The organism is Pseudomonas sp. ok272 (assembly GCF_900109995.1).
In the GTDB taxonomy this organism is placed as follows: domain Bacteria; phylum Pseudomonadota; class Gammaproteobacteria; order Pseudomonadales; family Pseudomonadaceae; genus Aquipseudomonas.
Genome location: NZ_FOCB01000013.1, coordinates 85,084 through 107,118, shown reverse-complemented (window position 1 = coordinate 107,118; position 22,035 = coordinate 85,084). Strand labels below are relative to the sequence as shown.

Here is a 22,035-nt window from a genome sequence, read left to right as displayed (position 1 = left end):
TACTGCGTCCAACGGTGTTGCGGTAAATCGTTAGAAATTGCCTTGCACCCAGCTCTTGATGCGATCGATCAGCGGGCTCTTGGCCTCTTCATTGCTGTAGCTATCGCGGCTGCTGCTGATCCCCGAGAAGGAAATGCCGTCGGACTGCTTTTGCAGGCCGTACATCAGCAAACCAACGCTGGTGGAATAAATCGGGTTGCGCACCACATCACCCAGGCCCTTGACGCTGTGAGGCACGCCCAGGCGGACCGGCATGTGGAAAATCTCTTCGGCCAGCTCGGTAGCCCCTTCCATCTTCGAGGTACCACCGGTCAGCACGATGCCGGCCGGGATCAGGTCTTCGTAGCCACTGCGACGCAGCTCGGCCTGGATCAGGGTGAACAATTCGTCGTAGCGTGGCTCGACCACCTCGGCCAGGGCCTGGCGGGACAGTTCACGCGGTGGACGGTCACCAACGCTCGGCACCTTGATGGTTTCGCCGGCACCGGCCAGCTTGGCCAGGGCGCAGGCGTAACGGATCTTGATCTCTTCGGCGTACTGGGTCGGGGTGCGCAACGCCATGGCGATGTCGTTGGTCACCTGGTCGCCGGCAATCGGGATCACGGCGGTGTGGCGAATCGCGCCTTCGGTGAAGATCGCGATGTCAGTGGTGCCACCCCCGATGTCCACCAGGCACACGCCCAGCTCTTTCTCGTCATCGGTCAGCACCGCGTACGCCGACGCCAGTTGCTCAAGGATGATGTCGTCGATTTCCAGGCCACAGCGACGCACGCATTTTTCAATGTTCTGTGCCGCGTTCACCGCACAGGTGACCACGTGGACCTTGGCTTCCAGGCGTACGCCGGACATACCCAGTGGCTCGCGAACGCCTTCCTGATTGTCGATCACGTAGTCCTGCGGCAGCGTGTGCAGCACTCGCTGGTCGGCCGGGATCGCCACGGCCTGGGCCGCGTCCAAGACCCGTTCCAGGTCAGCCGAGCTGACTTCGCGGTCGCGAATCGCCACGATGCCGTGGGAGTTCAGGCTGCGGATGTGATTGCCCGCCACGCCCACGAATGCCGAGTGAATCCGGCAACCGGCCATCAGTTGCGCTTCTTCGATGGCGCGCTGGATCGATTGCACGGTGGACTCGATGTTCACCACCACGCCTTTCTTCAAGCCGCGGGACGGATGGGTACCGATCCCGACGATTTCCAATTGACCATCGGCCGCGACCTCGCCTACCAGCGCCACCACCTTGGAGGTGCCGATATCCAGACCGACGATCATTTTGCCGCTTTGCACGTTTGCCATGGTCCTGCCTCTTCTCAATTCTTCGCGACAGCGGGTTTGTCTGTCGTGGGCGCTACAGGTTCCCGCCAGCCGACGGCCAGGCCGTTGGCATAACGCAGGTCGATGCGCGCAATGTTCGTAATCTGGTCTTTAAGCGTCTTGTCATAGATGGCAAAGAAGCGTCGCATCTTTTCCACCAGGTTGCCGCGGCCCAACAACAACTCGATCCCCGGCCCCGCACTGCCCGCACCGGTGGTCAGGAACCAACTGCCGCGTTCACGCAGTTCCAGCCGGGCAATCGAAAAACCCATTGGCCGAAGCATCTGGCTCAACACCTGATACTGCTGCATCACTTGCTGCTGGGCCCGCTGTGGACCGAACAACTGTGGCAAATGTTCGTAGTTGGCCAGCTCACGCGGGGTAAACGCCTGGCCTTGATTGTTCAGCAATGCCTCGTCGCCCCAACGGGCCACCGGCAGTTGTTCTTCGAGGCGGATCACCACCTGGTCCGGCCACACGCGACGCACTTCGGCGTGGGCGATCCAGGGCATGGTCTCCAGCTCCGCCCGCATGCTCGCCAGGTCGATGGTGAAGAAGCTCGCGGCCACGAAGGGCGCGATCCGCTGCTGCACCGCTTGCTGGCTGATGTAGCTCAAGTCGCCCTGCACGTTGATCTTGGCGATCGGCCGGTCGGCGTAAGGCAGCAAACGCTGCGCGCCTTCATACGTACCGAACCCCAACGCCACCAGCAGCACCGGCCAGAACAGCGCCTTGAGAAAGCCGAAGTTGGCTTTGGGCAGGCGCACCGACATCGGCTCTTTAGCCACCATTCGGCTGGCACCCCGCGGCACCGGCTTGCGGCCGGGTGCGGGGGGCTGATGACGGAGCTGGGCGCCTTGCATGGCTTTAACCTCGCAACTCAATGCTGGCCGCCAGGATCGCCAACACCAACTGTTGGAAATCCAGGCCCGCGGCTTTCGCCGCCATCGGCACCAGGCTGTGATCGGTCATGCCCGGTGCCGTGTTGACCTCCAGGAACCAGAACTGCCCATCGGCGTCCTGCATGACATCTGCACGGCCCCAACCGGCGATACCCAGCGCCTCACAGGCCTTTGCCGTGAGGTCCATCAATTCCTGCTCCTTGGCGCTGTCCAGGCCACAGGGAATCCGGTACTGGGTATCGGATGCCAGGTACTTGGCGTCGTAGTCGTAGAACGTGTGGGGCGTGCCCAATGCAATCGGCGGCAACACCTGGTCACGCAGGGTGGCGATGGTGAACTCCGGGCCTTGAATCCATTGTTCGACCAACACTTGCGAATCGTAGACAGCGGCTGCTTTCCAGGCTTCGGTCAGCTCGGCTGTCGACGTCACTTTGGCCATGCCGATACTGGAACCTTCATGCGCCGGTTTGACGATCAAAGGGAAGCCCAGTTCCGCTGCCGCCGAAATACAGTCCGCTTCGCTGCTCAACACCGCGTGACGTGGCGTCGGAATCCCCAGCGTGTGCCACAACTGCTTGGTGCGCAGTTTGTCCATCGCCAGGGCCGAAGCCAGGATGCCGCTGCCGGTGTACGGAATGCCCAGGCACTCCAGCAGGCCCTGCATGCTGCCGTCTTCGCCGCCACGGCCGTGAAGAATGATGAACGCACGGTCGATCTTTTCGTTCAGCAGGCGTTGCAGCAAGTCGTCGCCAACATCGATACCGAACGCATCCACACCCGCGCCCTGCAGGGCTTCAAGCACCGCGTTGCCGGACTTGAGCGACACTTCGCGCTCGGCACTCTTGCCACCGAACAGCACGGCAACACGACCGAAGTCCTTCGGGGCGAGGGTGGAGAACAGGTTGGCGTAGGCAGCAGTCATTTCAACTTCCCCTCGCTGGACGCTACAACGGCGCCCGCGAACAACGGACTCTTCAACAGTTTCGGTGCGAGACCGCCGATATCGCCGGCGCCCTGGCACAACAAGATGTCACCGGCACGCAGCAGCGGCTTGACCAGCGGCGCCAGGTCGACGCCACGCTCGATGTAGATCGGGTCCAGTTGCCCGCGCTGGCGGATGCTGTTGCACAGCTTGCGGCTGTCGGCACCGGGGATCGGCTCTTCGCCGGCCGGATAGACTTCCATCAGCAGCAGCACGTTGGCATCGGCCAATACATTGACGAAATCGTCGTACAGGTCGCGGGTCCGGCTGTAGCGGTGCGGCTGGTAGACCATCACCAGGCGACGCTCCGGCCAGCCACCGCGTACGGCCTTGATCACGGCAGCGACTTCGGTCGGATGGTGGCCGTAGTCGTCCACCAACATCACGTGGCCGTCTTCGACCGGCAACTCGCCGTAGACCTGGAAGCGTCGACCCACACCCTGGAAGCCCGACAGGCCCTGGACGATGGCTTCGTCACTGACGCCTTCGTCGCTGGCGATGCAGATGGTCGCCAGGGAATTGAGCACATTGTGGTTGCCCGGCATGTTCACCGAGACATCCAGCGGCTCGCGGTCTGGACGCAGCACGGTGAAGAAGGTTTGCATGCCCTGCTGGCGTACATTGATCGCCCGCACATCGGCGTCTTCGCTGAAGCCATAGGTCACGGTCGGACGCTTGACCTGCGGCAGGATCTCGCGCACCACCGGATCGTCCAGGCACATCACCGCCAGACCATAGAACGGCAGGTTGTGCAGGAACTCGACGAAGGTTTTCTTCAATTTGTTGAAGTCGCCGTCGTAGGTGGCCATGTGGTCGGCGTCGATGTTGGTGACCACGGCGACCAGCGGTTGCAGGTGCAGGAAGCTGGCGTCGCTTTCATCGGCTTCGGCGATCAGGTAGCGGCTGGTACCCAGTTGTGCATTGGTGCCTGCTGCATTCAGCCGGCCACCAATCACGAAGGTAGGGTCCAGGCCACCGGCGGCGAACACCGAGGCGATCAGGCTGGTGGTGGTGGTCTTGCCGTGCGTACCCGCGACGGCGATGCCGTGACGGTAGCGCATCAACTCGGCGAGCATCTCGGCGCGCGGGACCACTGGGATACGACGTTCCAGGGCAGTGGCGACTTCCGGGTTGGAGGTGTTCACGGCGCTGGACACCACCAGCACATCGGCGCTCGCGGCGTTCTCGGCACGGTGGCCGATGAAGATATGGGCGCCAAAGGATTCCAGGCGCTCGGTGACCGGCGACGCCTTGAGGTCGGAACCGGACACTTCATAGCCCAGGTTCAGCAGCACTTCGGCGATCCCGCACATGCCCACGCCGCCGATCCCGACGAAGTGGATGCGACGGATGCGGCGCATTTCCGGTTGCGGCATGGCTTTCTGATTCTCAACCATGGGCCACCTCCAGGCAGATATCGACCACGCTACGGGTAGCGTCGGGTTTGGCCAGGCGACGGGCGGCGTCGGCCATGTCGTTGAGTCGTTGTGGTTGCATCAAGACCTCTGTCAGGCGTGCGGCAAGATCCGCGGCGCCAGTCGTTCTTTGTGGCATCAGGAAGGCAGCGCCTTCACGGGCCAAATAATCGGCATTGCGGGTCTGGTGATCGTCGATGGCGTGGGGCAAAGGCACCAGCATCGAGGGCAGACCGGCAGCAGCCAGCTCACTGACAGTCAGCGCGCCTGCGCGGCAGACCACCAGGTCGGCCCAGCCATAGGCGTGGGCCATGTCTTTGATGAAAGGCTGTACCTGTGCCTCGACACCGGCCGTGCGGTAACGCTCGGCGGTCACTTCATCGTGGTGCTTGCCAGCCTGGTGCAACACCTCTGGGCGCAGGTGTTCGGGAACCTGCGACAGGGCTTCAGGCAGCAATTTATTCAACGGTTCTGCCCCCAGGCTTCCACCCAGGATCAGCAAACGCGCCTTGCGCCCGGCCAATGCCGGACGCGGTGTTTCGAGGAACAACTCACTGCGCACCGGGTTCCCGGTGGTGCGGCGACGGCCGCTGGCAGCGAAGGTGTCCGGGAAAGCTTCGCAGACTCGCGCAGCCAACGGCACCAGCAGCCGATTGGCGGTACCGGCAACGGCGTTTTGTTCATGAACGATCACCGGCACGCCGGCCATCTTGGCTGCTACGCCACCAGGTCCGGTGACATATCCGCCAAAGCCCAGGACACACACCGGCTTGAGCTGGCGAATCACCGCCCGCGCCTGCCAGATCGCCTTGAGCAGGACAAACGGCGCCTTGAGCAGCGCCAGCTTGCCTTTGCCCCGCAAGCCACTGACGTTGATCAGGTGCAGCGGCAGGCCGGCATTGGGCACCAGTTCGTTCTCGATCCCACGTGGTGTGCCGAGCCAGTGCACGGTGTAGCCACGGGCCTGGAACTCGCGGGCACAGGCCAGCGCCGGGAACACGTGGCCGCCGGTGCCGCCCGCCATGATCAGCACGTTAGCGCCCATGGGTCGGCTCCTCGGCAAAGTCACTTTCCTTGAATTCCATCTCTTCGCTGCCCAGGTGGGTTCGTGTCTCCCATTCGATGCGCAGCAACAATCCCAGGCAGGCACAGCAGATCACCAGGGAGCTGCCGCCGTAACTGAGGAACGGCAGGGTCAGGCCCTTGGTCGGCAACAGCCCGACGTTCACCCCGATGTTGATCAGGAACTGACCAATCCAAAGGAACGACAAGCCGTAGGCCACATAGGCGGCGAAGAACTGCTTGGCCTTTTCCGCCCACAGGCCGATGTACATGCCGCGGATACACACGAAGCAAAACAGCGCGACGGTCGCCAGGGAACCGACGACACCCAGCTCCTCGGCCAACACCGAGAACACGAAGTCGGTGTGGGCTTCGGGCAAGTAGAACTGCTTCTGCACGCTGTTACCCAGGCCAACACCCAGCCACTCGCCACGCCCGAAGGCAATCAGCGCTTGGGTCAGTTGGTAACCGGAGCCGAACTGGTCGGCCCACGGGTCAGTGAAGGTAGTCAGGCGAGCCATCCGATAAGGCTGGACCTGGACCAGTACCACCACGGCCCCCACCGCCAGCACCACCATCAAGGCAAACCGGAACAGCCCGACGCCGCCGAGGAACAGCATCGCCGCGGCCGCCCCCATCATCACCACGGTGGCACCGAAGTCCGGCTCCATCAGCAACAGGCCGGCCATGGGCAGCAGCACGATGAATGGCTTGAAGAAGCCCATCCAGCTCTCGCGAACTTCTTTCTGGCGCCGCACCAGGTAGCCGGCGAGGTAGATCACCACGAACACCTTGGCGATTTCCGAGGGCTGGACGTTGAAGAAGCTGAAGCCGATCCAGCGCATCGAGCCGTTTACCTCTCGGCCGATCCCCGGAATGATCACCATCACCAGCAAACCGAATGCACCGATCAGCATCATCCAGCCCAGGCGTTGCCACGTGGCAATCGGGATCATCATGGTGACAACGCAGGCACACAGCCCCAGCACCACATAAACCAGGTGGCGGTTCATCATGTACAGGGTGTTACCTGCCTGCACGGCCGCCACTTCGGAGGACGCCGAGGTAATCATCACCAGGCCCAGGCCCAGCAATGCCAGGCAACCGGCCAACATCGGGAAGTCTAGGTCGATCCCACGCCCGGTGATCAGCGGCGAAGGATAGGGCTTGATGAAATTCTTCCAGTTCATGCCAAGTCCTCCACGGCGCGGGCGAACAGCTGGCCGCGCTCTTCGTAGTTCTTGAACATGTCGAAACTGGCACAGGCCGGCGACAGCAGCACGGCATCGCCCGCTTGCGCGAGGGCACGGCATTGTTCGACGGCTTCAATCAGCGAATTGACGCGCACCAGCGGTACCCCATCACCGATGGCCTGGCCGATCAGGTCGCTGTCGCGGCCCATCAGCACCACGGCGCGGCAGTTGACCGCCACCGGGTCGCGCAGGTCCTTGAACTCGGCGCCCTTGCCATCGCCACCGGCGATCAGCACCAGCTTGCCTTCGATGTCGGCGCCCAGGCCTTCGATGGCGGCCAGTGCGGCCCCCACGTTGGTCGCCTTGGAGTCGTTGTAGTAACTCACGCCATCCAGGTCACGGACCCACTGGCAGCGATGCTCAAGCCCGGCGAACGTGCGCAGGGTGGCGAGCATGGCATCGAACGGCAGGCCAACGGCGTGCCCCAGGGCCAGGGCCGCCAGCGCATTGGCCTGGTTGTGGGCGCCACGAATCTTCAACTCGCGCACCGGCATCAGGTTCTGGAACTCGAAGGCCAGGTACTTCTCGCCCTCTTCTTCACGAATGCCAAATGCCTTGAAATCAGGTTTGCCCAGGCCGAACGTCCAGCACGGCAGGCCTTCGCTCATCAGCGGACGACTCAACGCGTCCTGGCGATTGACCACCACTTGCCGGGCCCCGCGGAAAATCCGGTGCTTGGCCAGGTGATAGGCCGGCAGGCCGCTGTAGCGATCCATATGGTCTTCGCTGACGTTGAGCACGGTGGCCACTTCAGCGCCCAGTTGATCGGTGGTCTCCAACTGGAAGCTCGACAACTCCATCACGTACAGCTCGACGTCATCGCTGAGCAGATCCAGCGCCGGCGTCCCGAGGTTGCCGCCCACGGCGACGCGCTTGCCGGCCGCAGCCGCCATGTCGCCCACCAGGGTGGTCACGGTGCTCTTGGCGTTGGAGCCGCTGATGGCGACGATCGGCGCCTTGGCATTGCGGGCGAACAGTTCAATGTCGCCGGACAACTTCACGCCACGGGCAGCGGCCGCTTGCAGGGCCGGAGTCGCCAGCGCCAGGCCGGGGCTCACGTAGAGCTCGTCGGCACGGCAGAGGAATTCGACGTCCAGTTCGCCACAACGCACTTCCACGTGCGGATAGTCACGGCGCAGCGTGACCAGTTCCGGTGGATTTTCCCGCGTGTCGGCCACGGCAAACGACGTGCCCCGGCTCGCCAGGAAGCGAACCAGGGACATGCCGCTCTTGCCGAGGCCGACAACGATGCGGAAGTGGTCAGAAGCGATCAGAGACACTCGTTCTACCTCAGCTTCAGGGTGGCAAGGCCGACCAACACGAGAATCACGGTGATGATCCAGAAACGGACGATCACGCGTGGCTCAGGCCAGCCCTTGAGTTCAAAGTGGTGGTGGATCGGCGCCATGCGAAACACGCGGCGGCCGGTCAACTTGAAGGAAGCCACCTGGATCACCACCGACAGGGTTTCCATCACGAACACGCCGCCCATGATGAACAGGACGATTTCCTGACGGACGATCACCGCAATGGTGCCCAGGGCCGCGCCCAGCGCCAGGGCGCCGACATCACCCATGAACACTTGGGCCGGATAGGTGTTGAACCAGAGGAACCCCAGGCCTGCGCCGATCAGCGCGCCGCAGAACACGATCAACTCGCCCGCGCCCGGCACATAGGGGATCAGCAGGTATTCGGCGAACTTCACGTTACCCGACAGGTAGCAGAAGATCCCCAGCGCGCCGCCAACCATTACGGTGGGCATGATCGCCAGGCCGTCGAGGCCGTCGGTCAGGTTGACCGCGTTGCTGGAGCCGACGATCACGAAGTAAGTCAGGACAATGAAGCCTGCGCCCAGGGGAATGCTGTAGTCCTTGAGCATCGGCAGGATCAGCGTGGTTTCCACCGCCGTCGGGGCGGTCATATAAAGGAAGATCGCCGCGCCCAGGCCGAACACCGACTGCCAGAAGTACTTCCAGCGACTTGGCAACCCACGGGAGTTCTTCTCGATCACCTTGCGGTAGTCGTCGACCCAGCCGATGGCGCCGAACAACAGGGTGACCAGCAGCACCACCCAGACATACCGGTTGTGCAGGTCGGCCCACAGCAAGGTGCTGACGCCGATGGCGGACAGGATCAACGCGCCGCCCATGGTCGGGGTACCCGACTTGGACAGGTGCGATTGCGGACCGTCGTTACGCACGGACTGGCCGATCTGACGGTTCTGCAGGGTCCGGATCATCCAGGGGCCGAAGCACAACGACAGCACCAGGGCGGTCAGTACGCCCAGGATCCCGCGCAACGTCAGGTACTGGAAGACCGCGAAGCCCTTGTGGAACTGTTGCAGATACTCCGCTAGCAGCAGCAGCATTAATGTTTCTCCCCGCTCGAACCGCACAAAGCCGCGACGACGTTTTCCATCGCAGCGCTGCGCGAGCCCTTGATCAAAATAGTGGTGTTTGTATCGTGTTCGGCGCCCAGTGCTGCAATCAAGTCGGCCTGATTGGCGAAGTGGCGAGCGTGCTCGCCGAACGCCATGACCGCATGCGCCATCATCGGGCCGACGGCGTACAGAGCATCAACCTTGCCGCGGGCATAAGCGCCAACGTCGCGGTGCCCCTGCTCCGCCCACTCGCCCAACTCGCCGATATCTCCGAGCACCAGGACGGTGCGGCCGGAAAAGCCGGCGAGTATATCAACGGCGGCGCACATAGAGGTGGGGTTCGCGTTGTAAGTGTCATCGATAACGCGCATGCCGCGGGTCGACAGCTGTGCCACCGCACGTCCCTTGACCGGTTGCACCGCATTCAAGCCTGTGGCGATACCGAACAACGACACGCCCAGGGCGTGAGCGGCAGCCGCGGCGGCCAGGGCATTGGCCACGTTGTGGTTGCCCAGCAGGTTCAGTTGAACGTGCTCGACACCTTGCGGGCTATGCAGGTTGAAGGACGGGCAGCCCCGAGCATCTCGGCCCAGGTCGCTGGCATGGAAATCGGCACGCTGGTCGGCCAGGGCGAACGTCAGCACCTGGCGACCGGCGGCACGCGCCTGCCAAATGGCGAACGCCTTGTCGTCAAGGTTCAGCACGGCGATGCCATCGGCATCCAGCCCTTCGAGAATCTCGCCCTTGGCTTCAACGATTTTGTCCGGCCCGCCAAACTCGCCGACGTGGGCGGTCCCGGCGTTGTTGATCACGGCCACGTGCGGCTTGGTCATGTTGACGGTGTAGGCTATCTCGCCGATCCGCGAAGCCCCCAACTCGATGACCGCTGCCGTGTGCTCGGCCGTCAGTTCAAGCAGGGTCAACGGCACGCCGAGGTCGTTATTGAGGTTGCCGCGGGTCGCCAACACCGAGCCACGGGTACGCAGGATGCTGGCCAGCATTTCCTTGACCGTGGTCTTGCCGCTGGAGCCGGTAATCGCCGCCACCGGGTTGGTGTACGCCGCGCGGTTCAGCGCGCCGAGCTGGCCCAGGGCCAGGCGAGTGTCCTTGACCAGCAACTGCGCCAGGGTGGTGTTACTCACTTCACGCTCGACCAACGCGGCAACGGCACCTTTGCCGGCAACGTCGTTGAGGTAGTCATGACCGTCGAAATTGGGACCCGCCAGGGCGACGAACAGTTGCCTCGGGACAATGGCCCGGCTGTCGATGCTCACGCCATCAAAGCTGCAATCGCTGCTCAATAGGCGACCCGCCAAGGGTCCGGCCACTTCGCTGAGTTTCAAGGCCTTAAGCATGGGCCACCTCCCACGCGGTCAAGGCCCGATCGGCTTCGACCAGATCGGAAAACCCGTGGCGCTCGCCGTTGATTTCCTGGTAGTCCTCGTGCCCCTTGCCGGCCAGGACGATCACATCGTCGGCGCTGGCACTGGCAATCAACTCGGCAATCGCCTGGCCACGGCCGGCGACGAAGCGCACGTTATCCACAGCGCTGAAGCCGGCGCGGATATCGTCGAAAATCTGTGCAGGGTCTTCGCTGCGCGGGTTGTCATCGGTGACCAACACGCGGTCAGCCAGGCGCTCGACCACTTCGGCCATCAGCGGACGCTTGCCGCGATCACGATCGCCACCGCAACCAAACAGGCACAGCAACTGCCCCTTGGCGTGAGGACGCAGGGCCGTCAGGACTTTTTCCAGCGCGTCCGGGGTATGGGCGTAATCGACCACCACCAGCGGCTGCGTGCCGCCACCCAGGCGCTGCATACGACCGACCGGACCTTCGAGTTTCGGCAGTACGCTCAGGATCTCGTCCAGGGCGTAGTCCAGACCCAACAAGGCGCCAACGGCAGCCAGGACGTTGCTCAGGTTGAAGCGCCCCAGCAGGGTGCTGCGCAAATGGTGTTCGCCCTGCGGCGTCACCAGGGTCGCGCGAACGCCATCGTCGTCAAACTGCGCTTCACGGCAATACAGGTAGGCACTGGCGTCTGCCAGGCTATAGGTGATCAGCCGGGACTCACGTTTGTCGGCGGCCAACTGCCGGCCAAATTCGTCATCGAGGTTGATCACGCGGCACTTCAGGTCATTCCAGGCGAACAGCTTGGCCTTGGCCTCGCCGTAGGCTTGCATGCTGCCGTGATAGTCCAGGTGATCGCGGGACAGGTTGGTCATCACCGCCACATCAAAGGCCAGCGCCGTGACGCGCCCTTGGTCCAGCCCGTGGGACGAGACTTCCATGGCCACGGCCTTGGCGCCGGCCTTTTTCAGGTCGGCCAGGGTGGCCTGTACGGCAATCGGGTTAGGCGTGGTGTGCAGGCCGCTTTCCAGCGCACCGTAGAACCCGGTGCCGAGGGTACCGACGATGCCGCAGCGTTGTCCCAGCAGGTCCAGCGCCTGGGCCACCAACTGAGTCACGCTGGTCTTGCCGTTGGTGCCGGTCACGCCGATCAGATTCAGGTTGCGGCTAGGGTCGCCATAAAACCGCCCGGCGATATCCGACAGTTGTGCAGCGAGGCCTTTGACCGGAATCAACGGCACGTCGGTGATCGGCAATACGGTGGCACCATCGACTTCATAAGCGACGGCCGCCGCGCCGCGCTGCAGGGCGTCGGCGATGTGCGAGCGACCGTCGAGCTTGCCGCCCGGGACGGCGAGGAACAAGTCGCCAGCGCGCACGCTGCGGCTGTCCAGGGTCAACTCGCGAATCAGCAGGTCACGGCCGGCATGGGCGAAAATCTTGTTCAGGCTAAGAGACATCAGCCGCGCCCTCCATTGGCTTTAAGCGGGATCACCGGTGTCGCATTGGCTTGCTGGGTCTGCGGCAGGTTGTCCGGGGTGATGTTCATCAGGCGCAGGGTGCCCGACATCACTTTGCTGAACACCGGCGCCGACACCAGACCACCGAAATAGCCGGCCTTGGTCGGTTCATCGATCACCACGACGATCGCGTAACGTGGATCGTTCATCGGACCGAAACCGGCAAACAGTGAGCGGTAGGAGTTCTCGGCGTAGCCTTTGGTGCCCACCGACGTCTTACGCGCGGTACCGGATTTGCCGGCAACGTGATAGGCCGGCACTTGCGCACGGAATACGCCACGCGGGGCCTCGATCACTTGTTGCAACATGCCCTGCATGGTTTTCGCGACGGACTCCGGAATCACCTGGGTGGTCTGCGGGAGCTTGTCGGTCTTGATCAGGGTCAACGGCGCAAGGCGACCGTTGTTGGCCAGCGCGGAGAACGCGTGGACCAGTTGAATCGCGGTCACCGAAAGACCGTAGCCATAAGACAGCGTGGCGGTCTCGGCCTTGCGCCACTCACGGTAGTTGGGCAGGTTGCCAACGCGCTCGCCGGGGAAGCCCAGACCGGTGTCCTGGCCCAGGCCGACCTTCTGCGCCAGGCGGAAGATGGTTTCGCCGCCAATGTCGAAAGCGACCTTGCTCATGCCCACGTTACTGGAGTTGATCAAGATCCCGGTCAGGTCCAGAACGGGACCTTCGGTCTTGGACACGTCGCGAATGGTGTACTTGCCCAACTGCAGGGTGCCCGGGTAAACCTCGACCGTATCGCTCGGTTTCCAACGCCCGCTTTCCAGCGCAGCGCTCATGGAGATCGCTTTCATCGTCGAACCTGGCTCGAACACATCGATCATGGCGCGGTTACGCATCATCGCCGGCTGCAGGTTGCGACGGTTGTTGGGGTTGTAGGTCGGCTGGTTGACCATGGCCAGGATCTCGCCGGTCTTGACGTCCATGATCACCAGGCTGCCAGCCTTGGCGCCGTTCTCGATGATCGCGTTGCGCAACTCGCGGTTGGCCAGGTACTGCAGGCGCAGGTCAATCGACAACGCCAAGGGCTTGCCAGCCTTGGCGTTTTTGGTCACTTGCACGTCTTTGATCAACCGACCGCGCCGATCCTTGATCACCTGGCGCTTGCCGGGCACCCCGGCGAGCCACTCGTCATAGGCCAACTCCACGCCTTCACGGCCGTGGTCGTCGATGTCGGTAAAGCCGACCATGTGCGCGGTGACTTCGCCAGCCGGGTAGAACCGCCGGAACTCCTCGATGCCATAGACCCCAGGCACTTTCAGGTCGAGCACCGTCTGGCCCTGCTCGGGGGTCAGCCCACGCACCAGGTAGATGAATTCTTTATTGGCCTGGGCTTCCAGGCGTTCGGTCAATGCCTTGGGGTCCTGCCCCAGGGCTGCCGCGAGCGCCGGCCACATGCCTTTGGCTGCCTGCATCTCCTTGGCGTTGGCCCACAAGGTAGTGACCGGGGTACTCACGGCCAGGGGTTCGCCATTGCGGTCGGTGATCAAACCACGGTGAGCGGGGATCGGGATGTGCCTGAGACTGCGCGCATCGCCCTGGCCCTTGAGGAAGTCACGATTGAGCACTTGCAGGTAAATGATTTGGCAAGCGATAGCGCCTGCCAGCAGCGCCAGCAATGCCAGCACCACGCGAAAACGCCACGGGTAGAGTGCGCCTTCGAGTTTGATCATGGCGCAACCATCCGCACTTCGGCGGCGCTCGGGATACGCATCTTCAATTGCTCGGTGGCCAGCACTTCGATACGACTGTGGGCCGTCCAGGTGCTCTGCTCGAGAATCAACCGGCCCCACTCGGCCTGCGCCTTGTCACGCACGCTCAACTCGCCGTACAGCGCGTTGAGCAACTGACGGTTCCAGTGGGCGCTGTAAGACACGGCAATCGCCGAAACCAGCACGGCAATAAACAGCAGCAGCATGAAAAAGCTTCCGCCTGGAAGTGGCTTGGCGAAAAGCTTGCTCACCGAAGCTTCTCCGCGACACGCATGATGGCGCTACGGGAACGTGGGTTGGCTTTGAGTTCGGCCTCGGAGGCGGACTGCGCTTTGCCATGGACTTTGATTTTCGGTTCGAAGGCGACGTGACGTACTGGCAGGTTGCGTGGCAGGTTGTCGGCCTCGCCTTTCACCAGCTTGCGCATGAACAGCTTGACGATGCGGTCTTCCAGGGAGTGGAAGCTGATGACGACCAGGCGGCCGCCGATTTCCAGGCTTTGCAGCGCGGCTTCGAGGCCGGTTTCCAGGTCGCCCAGTTCGTTATTGACGTGGATGCGCAAACCCTGGAATGCACGGGTAGCCGGGTTCTTGCCCTTCTCCCAGGCAGGGTTGGCGACTTTCAGGACTTCGGCCAGGTCGCCGGTGCGCTCGAACGGCTTGATGTCACGGCGCTCGGCCACGGCACGGGCCATGCGTCCGGAGAAGCGCTCTTCGCCGTATTCCTTGAACACCCGGGCAATTTCTTCGACGGGCGCGGTGTTGACGAACTCCGCAGCGCTGATCCCACGGGAGGGATCCATGCGCATGTCCAGCGGGCCATCGTTGAGGAAGCTGAAGCCACGCTCCGGGTCGTCGAGCTGTGGCGACGACACGCCCAGATCGAGAAGGACACCGCTGACCTTGCCAGCCAGTCCGCGCTCGGCCACTTCAGAGCCCAGCTCCGCAAAACTACGCTGCACAACGACAAAGCGGCCGTCTTCGGCCGCTAGCGTTTGCCCGGTGGCAATCGCTTGTGGGTCCTTGTCGAACCCCAGCAACCGACCCTCGGGACCGAGCTGGCTGAGAATCAGGCGACTATGACCGCCGCGCCCGAATGTGCCATCCAGATAGCAACCATCAGGGCGTACGGCGAGAGCCTCGACGGCTTCGTCAAGCAATACGGTGATGTGGTTAAAGCCGCTATCAATAGTCACAGAATCAAATCACGCAGTTCATCAGGCATAGCGCCCGGTTGTTGAATAGCAGCCAGGTCAGCAGCAGACACTGCATCCCAGGCATCCTCGTCCCACAATTGGAACTTGTTCAGTTGGCCTACCAACATTGCGCGCTTATCCAACTTGGCATATTCGCGCAGACGTGGCGGAACCAGGAAACGACCACTGCCATCGAGTTCGAGGTCGACGGCATTACCAATCAGCAACCGTTGCAGGCGACGGTTCTCTTCGCGAAGCGAAGGCAGTGCGCGCAGTTTGGTTTCAATCAGCTCCCACTCATCGAGGGGGTAAACACACAAACAAGGATCAACGGCATCAATCGTGACAATTAACTGTCCGGAACTTCGCGAAACGAGCTCGTCACGATACCGGCTCGGCATGGCGAGACGGCCTTTTGCATCGAGACTGATAGCGTTAGCTCCGCGAAACACGTTTGCGTTTCTCCAAATTCTAGCGTTTTACGCTCAAAAAACCCACTTCATGCCACTTTCCGCCACTTGCGCACACTATAGGAATGCGCCCACCACACCGTCAAGGCGCTCTTTGAAGGAAAAGCCTTACAGATCGGAGATTTAGCGTCGTAACAGAAGGGGTTTTGAGTATTTGACGGAGAAAAAAAGCGGATAACTTGAAGCAGCACCGAAGGCTACGTTCGAAAGTTAAAGTAGTTTGTTAAGAGTAAGATTTTTTTGATATTACAAAAGCGCATCTGCTAGTGATTCAAGCAGGAAGGGAACGGGGTCACTGTCCGCGGTATCTCATCGACGACCCACCCAGGTGGGTCATGGATATTTATTGCCTAGGCCTTGCTCGATGATTCAAGCAAAGCGCAAAAAAAGGTGGAGAGTCGATCTGTAAGCCGGGTTCTGTCTTGAACAGTCATTCGTCTACGATGGCCATCACTGGACACCTTTAGCAACCTACCCGGTCCCAGCGCGGGCCACGCCTTGGGACCCTATTTGGTCTTGCTCCAAGTGGGGTTTACCTAGCCACGAACTGTTGCCAGTCGTGCGGTGCGCTCTTACCGCACCTTTTCACCCTTACCGGCACCGAAGTGCTTAGGCGGTTATTTTCTGTGGCACTTTCCGTAGGCTCACGCCTCCCAGGCATTACCTGGCACTTCGCCCTATGGAGCCCGGACTTTCCTCCCCCCCCTAATTTTCATAGAGGGCAGCGACTGTCCAATCGACTCTCCGCCGCGAAGGTTAACGGCACCGCGCCCGAAGAACAAGCAATAAAAGCCTTTTACCGCTCTGCAACCCCCGTTGTTACTCGCCCTTCTGCTTTTCCAGTGCCACCTGATAGAGCACATTCTTGCGCTCACCGGTAATTTGCGCTGCCAACGCAGCTGCACGCTTGAGTGGCATCTCTTCGAGCAGCAGATTGAGGATACGCATCGCTTCACTGCTGACGGCCTCGTCAGTCTCGGGCACGGTCCAGCCGGCCACCAACACCACGCACTCGCCACGCTGTTGATTGCTATCGTTCTCAACGAACGAGCGCAACTCAGCCAATGGCAGGCCCTTGAGGGTTTCAAAGGTTTTGGTCAGTTCTCGCGCCAGCAACGCCGGACGCTCGGGCCCGAAGACCAACTCCATGTCTTGCAGGCACTCGAGGATCCGATGCGGCGCTTCATAGAAGATCAGGGTGCGCGGCTCTTCCTTGATGGACTCCAGGCGCGCCCTTCGCCCAACAGCCTTGGCCGGCAGAAAGCCTTCAAAAATGAAGCGATCGGACGGCAATCCCGCCGCCGATAACGCCGCAATCAGCGCACAGGCCCCCGGAACCGGTACGACATTGATACCTGCCGCCCGAGCCTGTCGCACCAGGTGATAACCCGGATCGGAGATCAGTGGCGTGCCCGCATCCGAAATCAGCGCAACGTTGTCACCCGCCAGCAGGCGCGTAATGAAGCGGCTACCTTCTTCACGTTCGTTATGCTCATGACAGGCCGCCAGCGGCGTCCCGATCCCGAAGTGTTGCAGCAAGCGCAGGGAGTGACGCGTATCTTCGGCAGCAATCAGCGCAACCTCGCGCAAGATCTTCAGCGCACGAGCACTGATGTCATCCAGGTTGCCGATGGGCGTCGCCACCACATATAGCGAGCCAGCAGCGGAATTCAAAGCACCTGGAGCAGTCAAAGCACACACCTCACGGTCGATAAAGCCGGCATTGTAGCGCTTTCGAGCCCTTCAAATGCTCGCCACAACCACAGCGGCATGGTCTTTTTCCAGGCTACTCACCCGTTAGATGACCTAAATTGAACGTTTCACGCCAGTAACATCGCGCCCCGGCCAGTGCTTGGGTACAATTCCACGCTAATTTGATCGAGTATCAGGAACACTTACATGATCGCTTGCCTGCGGCTGCTCACTGCCCTCTGCCTCGCTGCCTTATTGGCGGCTTGCGCCAGCTCGCCCTCGTCCAGCCTTGGCGACTTGCCACGGACGGCTGATGCCAGTATCGAGCAACTGCTCGAACAAGCCGCCACCAGCAAAACGCCGGAAAAGGCGGCCCTATTGCGCCTGAGTGCGGCCGATCTGGCCTACCACCAAGGCAATGCCGCCCAATCCGCGCAAATCCTGCAGCAAGTGCCCATGGAACAGTTGAAGCCAGGCCAGCAGATTTTCGCCAGCACCCTGGCTGCCGAGCTGGCAATGACGCGCAACCAACCCAAGGCCGCGCTGACCGCTCTGAGCCATCCAAGCCTGCAACGCCTGGATGACATGCCCGTCGAGCAGCAAGTACGCACCGGCCTGGTGCGGGCTCGCGCGCTGGAAGCGGATGGCCAGACCCTGGCCGCTGCCCGCGAACGCATCAACATTGCCCCGATGCTGAAGGGCGAAGGCGCCAGCAAGAACCACGAGACCATCTGGGCGCTCATCGCGTCCCTGCCGACCGATCAGCTTCAACCAACCGGCACTGACGACCTCAATGGCTGGATGAGCCTGGCCCTGGCGGTGAAAACAGCCGGCACGCTGGAACAGCAGCAAGCCGCCATCGATAACTGGCGCGCACAGAATCCGAAACACCCGGCAGCGATTCAACTGCCTTTGCCACTGACCCAACTCAAGCAGATGGCCAACCAACCCATCAGCAAGATTGCCCTTCTACTGCCACAAGAAGGCCCTCTTGCGACTGTTGCCAAGGCCCTGCGCGAGGGTTTCATCGCCGCTCACTACCAGGCCCAGCAAGCCGGGCAGCAGCCACCTGCCATCGAGTTTTATGACAGCTCGCGCCTGACCTCGATTGACGAGTTCTATCGCAAGGCACAAGCCGACGGCGTGCAACTGGTGGTTGGCCCCCTGGAAAAACCACTGGTCAAGCAACTGAGCGCGCGCGCGCAACTGCCGATCACCACCCTGGCACTGAATTACAGCGAGGGCGAACAAGGCCCGCCGCAGTTGTTCCAGTTTGGCCTGGCCGCTGAAGACGAGGCCCGCGAAGTCTCCCGTCGCGCACGCGCAGACGGCCTGCATCGTGCCGCGGTACTGGTTCCCAAGGGTGAATGGGGCGATCGCGTCCTCAAGGCCTTCAGCCAGGACTGGCAGGCCAATGGCGGCAGCATCGTGGGTGTCGAACGTGTCGACCAACCCGTGCAACTGGCCCAACAGATCGCTGATCTGTTCCAGCTACGCCAGAGCGAAAGCCGCGCCAAGAGCCTGCAAAGCACCGTGGGGTCGCAAGTAGCCGCCCAGCCTTCGCGCCGCCAGGACATCGAGTTCATATTCCTCGCCTCGACTCCGCAACAGGCCCAGCAGATCAAGCCAACGCTAAATTTCCAATACGCAGGCGATGTTCCGGTCTACGCCACCTCCCACGTCTTCAGCGCCAGCGGTGACCAGAACCAGTACAACGACATGAACGGTATTCGCTTCTGCGATACCCCATGGCTGCTCAACCCAAGCGATCCGCTGCGCCAACAGGTTTCCGCGCAATGGCCACAAGCCAACGGTGCACTGGGCCGCCTGTATGCCATGGGTGTCGACGCCTATCGCCTGGCACCGCGCCTGAGCCAACTCAAGGCACTGCCCGACAGCACCATCGAAGGTCAGTCGGGCAGCCTGAGCATGAGCCCTTCGCAACGCATTCAACGCCAACTGCCTTGGGCACAGTTCGTAAACGGCCAGGTTCAACGCCTGCCGGATACCGCTCATTAATGCCCGACAGGTCACGCCAGCAAAGCGGCCGGGATGCCGAAGGCCTGGCGCTCAAGCATCTCCAGCAACAGGGTCTGCGCCTGCTGGCGCAGAACTGGTTGTGTAAGCGCGGCGAGCTTGATCTGGTCATGCTTGACGGCGATACAGTAGTATTCGTCGAAGTCCGCTACAGAAAAAACACCCAATGGGGTGGTGCGCTCGACAGCATCGACGCACGCAAGCGTCAAAAACTGATACTCGCCGCGCAGTACTTCCTGCAAAGCGAGTCGCGCTGGGCTGACTCTCCCTGCCGTTTTGATGTGGTCGCCATGGATAGCACCGCAAATGATCTGAACTGGCTACGGAACGCCTTTGATAGCTGAGCGCTTTCAATCTCAGCCATTATTCACCCACACTTTTGCTCTTTGCTTTGCGGGCCGCACATCGCTGTGCCACCAAGCCGCGCCACTTAAGGTCACACAGATGGACATGCAATCCCGAATTCGCCAGCTTTTTCAGGCCAGTATCGACACCAAGCAACAGGCGATGGACGTACTTGCACCGCACATCGAGCAAGCCAGTCAAGTGATGGTCAATGCCCTGCTCAACGAAGGCAAAATGCTTTCGTGCGGCAATGGCGGGTCGGCCGGCGATGCCCAGCATTTCTCATCCGAGCTGCTCAATCGCTTCGAACGCGAGCGCCCAAGCCTGCCGGCCATCGCACTGACCACCGACAGCTCGACGATCACCTCGATCGCCAACGACTACAGCTACAACGAAATCTTCTCCAAGCAGATCCGCGCCCTGGGACAACCAGGCGACGTCCTGCTGGCGATTTCCACCAGCGGTAACTCGGCCAACATTATTCAAGCGATCCAGGCCGCACATGATCGCGAAATGATTGTCGTAGCATTGACCGGTCGCGACGGCGGCGGCATGGCATCGCTGCTATTGCCCGAGGACGTCGAGATTCGCGTTCCGGCCAATGTCACTGCACGCATTCAGGAAGTTCACCTGCTGGCGATCCACTGCCTTTGCGACTTGATCGACAGCCAACTGTTCGGGAGTGAAGAATGACCCTTAATCGCCTAGGCCTTCTGGCCCTGACCTTGAGCGTAATCGCCATCAACGGCTGCACCTCCGTGGTGAGCGCCACCCGTGAAACCCCTATCGAGGATGATCGCGGCACGCGCACCTTCGGCAGCAAGATTGACGACTCCCTGATCGAAACCAAGGTCGGCGTCAACGTGGCCAAGGCCGATCCAGCCCTGGACAAGGATTCGCACATCGTCGTCACCAGCTTCAACGGCGTGGTGCTGCTGGCCGGGCAAACGCCTCGCGAAGACCTCAAGGCCAAGGCCGAACAGGCCGCAGCCGATGTCCAGCGGGTGAAAAAGGTCCACAACGAGCTGCAAATCCTGCCACCGTCCAGCTACCTCGCCCGGCAAAACGACGCCTGGCTGACGACCAAGATCAAAACCCAGATGCTGGCCGATGCGAACATCCCCGGCTCGCGCATCAAGGTCGTGACCGAGAACGGCATCGTCTACATGTTGGGCCTGCTGACCCAGCAGGAGGCGAACCAGGCCACCAATCTCGTGCAAAGTGTTTCCGGCGTGCAAAAGATTGTGAAGCTGTTCGAGTACATCAATTGATGTAGCCAGACCGGCAGGCACAAAAAAGGCGATCCTTCTGGATCGCCTTTTTTATTACTTCACCACTTTCAGACTTGGCCGACCGCTAGGGCGCGGCGGTTCGTTGTCCGGCGGCAGATCATCTTCCGGCTCGACCTCTTCCTCGTCGCCTACAGGCGACTCCAGATCGAACACCATGCCCTGACCATTCTCCCGGGCGTAAATGCCCAGGATCGCGGCAACAGGCACGTACAGCGTGTGCGGCACACCACCGAAGCGGCCTTCGAAACTTACGGCATCGTTATCCATGTGCAAATGACGCACGGCGGCCGGCGAAACGTTCAGGACGATCTGTCCATCGCTGGCAAAACCCTGCGGCACCTGTACCGATGGATACTCGGAATTGACCAGCATGTGCGGGGTGCAATCGTTGTCCACAATCCACTCATAGAGCGCACGGACCAAATAAGGTCGACTGGAGTTCATAACGGCTCCTTAAGCCTTAGCGCATGTCGCGCTCGACACCAGACAAACTCGCCTGGAATGCCTCACGCGCAAACTGGCGCTCCATATAATCAAGCAGCGGCTTGGCTGGCCGCGGCAGTTCAATACCCAGAATCGGTAAACGCCAGAGTATTGGCAATAGGCAGCAGTCCACCAGGCTTTGTTCCTCACTCAAGAAAAACGGCTTGTCGGCGAACAGCGGCGAAACACCCGTGAGGCTTTCACGCAGCTCTTTACGCGCCTGAACGCGAGCGGGCTCCTTGGTGCGCGAATCCAGGATCAGGTCCACAAGACCACACCAGTCGCGCTGAATGCGATGGATCAGCAGCCGACTGTTGGCACGCGCCACCGGATAAACCGGCAGGAGCGGCGGATGCGGGTAACGCTCATCCAGATATTCCATCACCACGGTAGATTCCCACAGCGCCAGGTCACGATCGACCAGCGTGGGCAAACTGCCGTAAGGGTTCACTTCGATCAGTTTTGGTGGATGACGACCCACCTCCACGCTAATGATCTCGGCGCTGACACCCTTCTCTGCCAGTACGATTCGCACTCGGTGGGAATAGTGGTCGGCGGGGTCGGAGTAACAGGCCAACCGATTGGTCACGCCCATGGCGGTCCTCCTCGCTTGTAGAAATTATC

General features: G+C 61.5%; 21 protein-coding genes and 1 other RNA gene. 4 read left to right on the top strand and 18 right to left on the bottom strand.

The features are described 5' to 3' along the window. Positions 1–30: 30 nt before the first annotated feature. The 16 genes from ftsA to rsmI form a co-directional block, all read right to left on the bottom strand. Positions 31–1,293, bottom strand: coding sequence for a cell division protein FtsA (ftsA, locus tag BMW74_RS18700; protein ID WP_093424901.1), 1,263 nt, complete (start codon positions 1,291–1,293; stop codon positions 31–33). A gap of 14 nt (positions 1,294–1,307) precedes the next feature. After that, positions 1,308–2,174, bottom strand: a complete 867-nt coding sequence (locus tag BMW74_RS18695; protein ID WP_093424898.1) for a cell division protein FtsQ/DivIB — start codon at positions 2,172–2,174, stop codon at positions 1,308–1,310. Positions 2,175–2,178: 4 nt separating this feature from the next. Further along, positions 2,179–3,135, bottom strand: a complete 957-nt coding sequence (locus BMW74_RS18690; RefSeq protein ID WP_093424895.1) for a D-alanine--D-alanine ligase — start codon at positions 3,133–3,135, stop codon at positions 2,179–2,181. Beyond that, a complete protein-coding gene (gene murC, locus BMW74_RS18685) occupies positions 3,132–4,592 on the bottom strand; it encodes a UDP-N-acetylmuramate--L-alanine ligase (RefSeq protein WP_093424892.1) in 1,461 nt (486 codons plus the stop codon). Before murC ends, BMW74_RS18690 begins: the two co-directional genes overlap by 4 nt. After that, entirely contained in the window at positions 4,585–5,655 is a 1,071-nt protein-coding gene (gene murG, locus BMW74_RS18680; RefSeq protein WP_093424889.1) for an undecaprenyldiphospho-muramoylpentapeptide beta-N-acetylglucosaminyltransferase, read from the bottom strand. Before murG ends, murC begins: the two co-directional genes overlap by 8 nt. Further along, positions 5,645–6,862, bottom strand: coding sequence for a putative lipid II flippase FtsW (ftsW, locus tag BMW74_RS18675; RefSeq protein ID WP_093424886.1), 1,218 nt, complete (start codon positions 6,860–6,862; stop codon positions 5,645–5,647). The genes murG and ftsW overlap by 11 nt, the downstream gene beginning before the upstream one ends. Beyond that, positions 6,859–8,205, bottom strand: a complete 1,347-nt coding sequence (murD, locus tag BMW74_RS18670; RefSeq protein ID WP_093424882.1) for a UDP-N-acetylmuramoyl-L-alanine--D-glutamate ligase — start codon at positions 8,203–8,205, stop codon at positions 6,859–6,861. The genes ftsW and murD overlap by 4 nt, the downstream gene beginning before the upstream one ends. Positions 8,206–8,210: 5 nt before the next feature. Continuing rightward, positions 8,211–9,293 (bottom strand): phospho-N-acetylmuramoyl-pentapeptide-transferase, encoded by a 1,083-nt coding sequence (gene mraY / locus BMW74_RS18665; protein WP_093424879.1) that lies wholly within the window; start codon positions 9,291–9,293, stop codon positions 8,211–8,213. Then, positions 9,293–10,660, bottom strand: a complete 1,368-nt coding sequence (gene murF / locus BMW74_RS18660) for a UDP-N-acetylmuramoyl-tripeptide--D-alanyl-D-alanine ligase (protein ID WP_093424876.1) — start codon at positions 10,658–10,660, stop codon at positions 9,293–9,295. Before murF ends, mraY begins: the two co-directional genes overlap by 1 nt. Then, positions 10,653–12,116: a UDP-N-acetylmuramoyl-L-alanyl-D-glutamate--2,6-diaminopimelate ligase gene (locus BMW74_RS18655; RefSeq protein ID WP_093424873.1), complete on the bottom strand. Its 1,464-nt coding sequence runs from the start codon at positions 12,114–12,116 to the stop codon at positions 10,653–10,655. The genes murF and BMW74_RS18655 overlap by 8 nt, the downstream gene beginning before the upstream one ends. Beyond that, on the bottom strand, positions 12,116–13,858 hold the full coding sequence (locus tag BMW74_RS18650) for a peptidoglycan D,D-transpeptidase FtsI family protein (protein ID WP_093424870.1): 1,743 nt from the start codon (positions 13,856–13,858) through the stop codon (positions 12,116–12,118). The genes BMW74_RS18655 and BMW74_RS18650 overlap by 1 nt, the downstream gene beginning before the upstream one ends. Then, a complete protein-coding gene (ftsL, locus tag BMW74_RS18645) occupies positions 13,855–14,148 on the bottom strand; it encodes a cell division protein FtsL (protein WP_093424867.1) in 294 nt (97 codons plus the stop codon). Before ftsL ends, BMW74_RS18650 begins: the two co-directional genes overlap by 4 nt. Then, entirely contained in the window at positions 14,145–15,092 is a 948-nt protein-coding gene (gene rsmH, locus BMW74_RS18640) for a 16S rRNA (cytosine(1402)-N(4))-methyltransferase RsmH (RefSeq protein ID WP_371911778.1), read from the bottom strand. The genes ftsL and rsmH overlap by 4 nt, the downstream gene beginning before the upstream one ends. Beyond that, a complete protein-coding gene (gene mraZ, locus BMW74_RS18635; protein ID WP_019693566.1) occupies positions 15,089–15,544 on the bottom strand; it encodes a division/cell wall cluster transcriptional repressor MraZ in 456 nt (151 codons plus the stop codon). Before mraZ ends, rsmH begins: the two co-directional genes overlap by 4 nt. A 408-nt stretch (positions 15,545–15,952) precedes the next feature. Then, an RNA gene (gene rnpB / locus BMW74_RS18630) (RNase P RNA component class A) lies at positions 15,953–16,306 on the bottom strand. A 75-nt stretch (positions 16,307–16,381) separates the two neighbouring features. Continuing rightward, positions 16,382–17,254 (bottom strand): 16S rRNA (cytidine(1402)-2'-O)-methyltransferase, encoded by an 873-nt coding sequence (rsmI, locus tag BMW74_RS18625; protein WP_093424864.1) that lies wholly within the window; start codon positions 17,252–17,254, stop codon positions 16,382–16,384. A 207-nt stretch (positions 17,255–17,461) separates the two neighbouring features. Between rsmI and BMW74_RS18620 the strand changes: the two genes are divergently transcribed. The 4 genes from BMW74_RS18620 (at position 17,462) to BMW74_RS18605 (ending at position 20,907) form a co-directional block, all read left to right on the top strand. Beyond that, positions 17,462–19,273: a penicillin-binding protein activator gene (locus BMW74_RS18620; protein ID WP_093424861.1), complete on the top strand. Its 1,812-nt coding sequence runs from the start codon at positions 17,462–17,464 to the stop codon at positions 19,271–19,273. Then, a complete protein-coding gene (locus BMW74_RS18615; protein WP_093424858.1) occupies positions 19,273–19,635 on the top strand; it encodes a YraN family protein in 363 nt (120 codons plus the stop codon). Before BMW74_RS18620 ends, BMW74_RS18615 begins: the two co-directional genes overlap by 1 nt. Before the next feature lie 100 nt (positions 19,636–19,735). Then, positions 19,736–20,329, top strand: coding sequence for a phosphoheptose isomerase (locus tag BMW74_RS18610; RefSeq protein WP_007904374.1), 594 nt, complete (start codon positions 19,736–19,738; stop codon positions 20,327–20,329). Next, complete coding sequence (locus tag BMW74_RS18605; protein WP_093424855.1) at positions 20,326–20,907, top strand: BON domain-containing protein; 582 nt, start codon at positions 20,326–20,328, stop codon at positions 20,905–20,907. Before BMW74_RS18610 ends, BMW74_RS18605 begins: the two co-directional genes overlap by 4 nt. Positions 20,908–20,961: 54 nt before the next feature. Here the strand turns inward: BMW74_RS18605 and BMW74_RS18600 are convergent, their stop codons facing one another. Both BMW74_RS18600 and BMW74_RS18595 read right to left on the bottom strand, forming a co-directional pair. After that, positions 20,962–21,372 carry a ClpXP protease specificity-enhancing factor gene (locus BMW74_RS18600; protein ID WP_093424852.1) on the bottom strand — a complete coding sequence of 137 codons (411 nt, stop codon included), beginning with the start codon at positions 21,370–21,372 and terminating at the stop codon, positions 20,962–20,964. A gap of 16 nt (positions 21,373–21,388) precedes the next feature. Further along, positions 21,389–22,006, bottom strand: a complete 618-nt coding sequence (locus BMW74_RS18595; protein WP_093424848.1) for a glutathione S-transferase N-terminal domain-containing protein — start codon at positions 22,004–22,006, stop codon at positions 21,389–21,391. Positions 22,007–22,035: the final 29 nt, after the last annotated feature.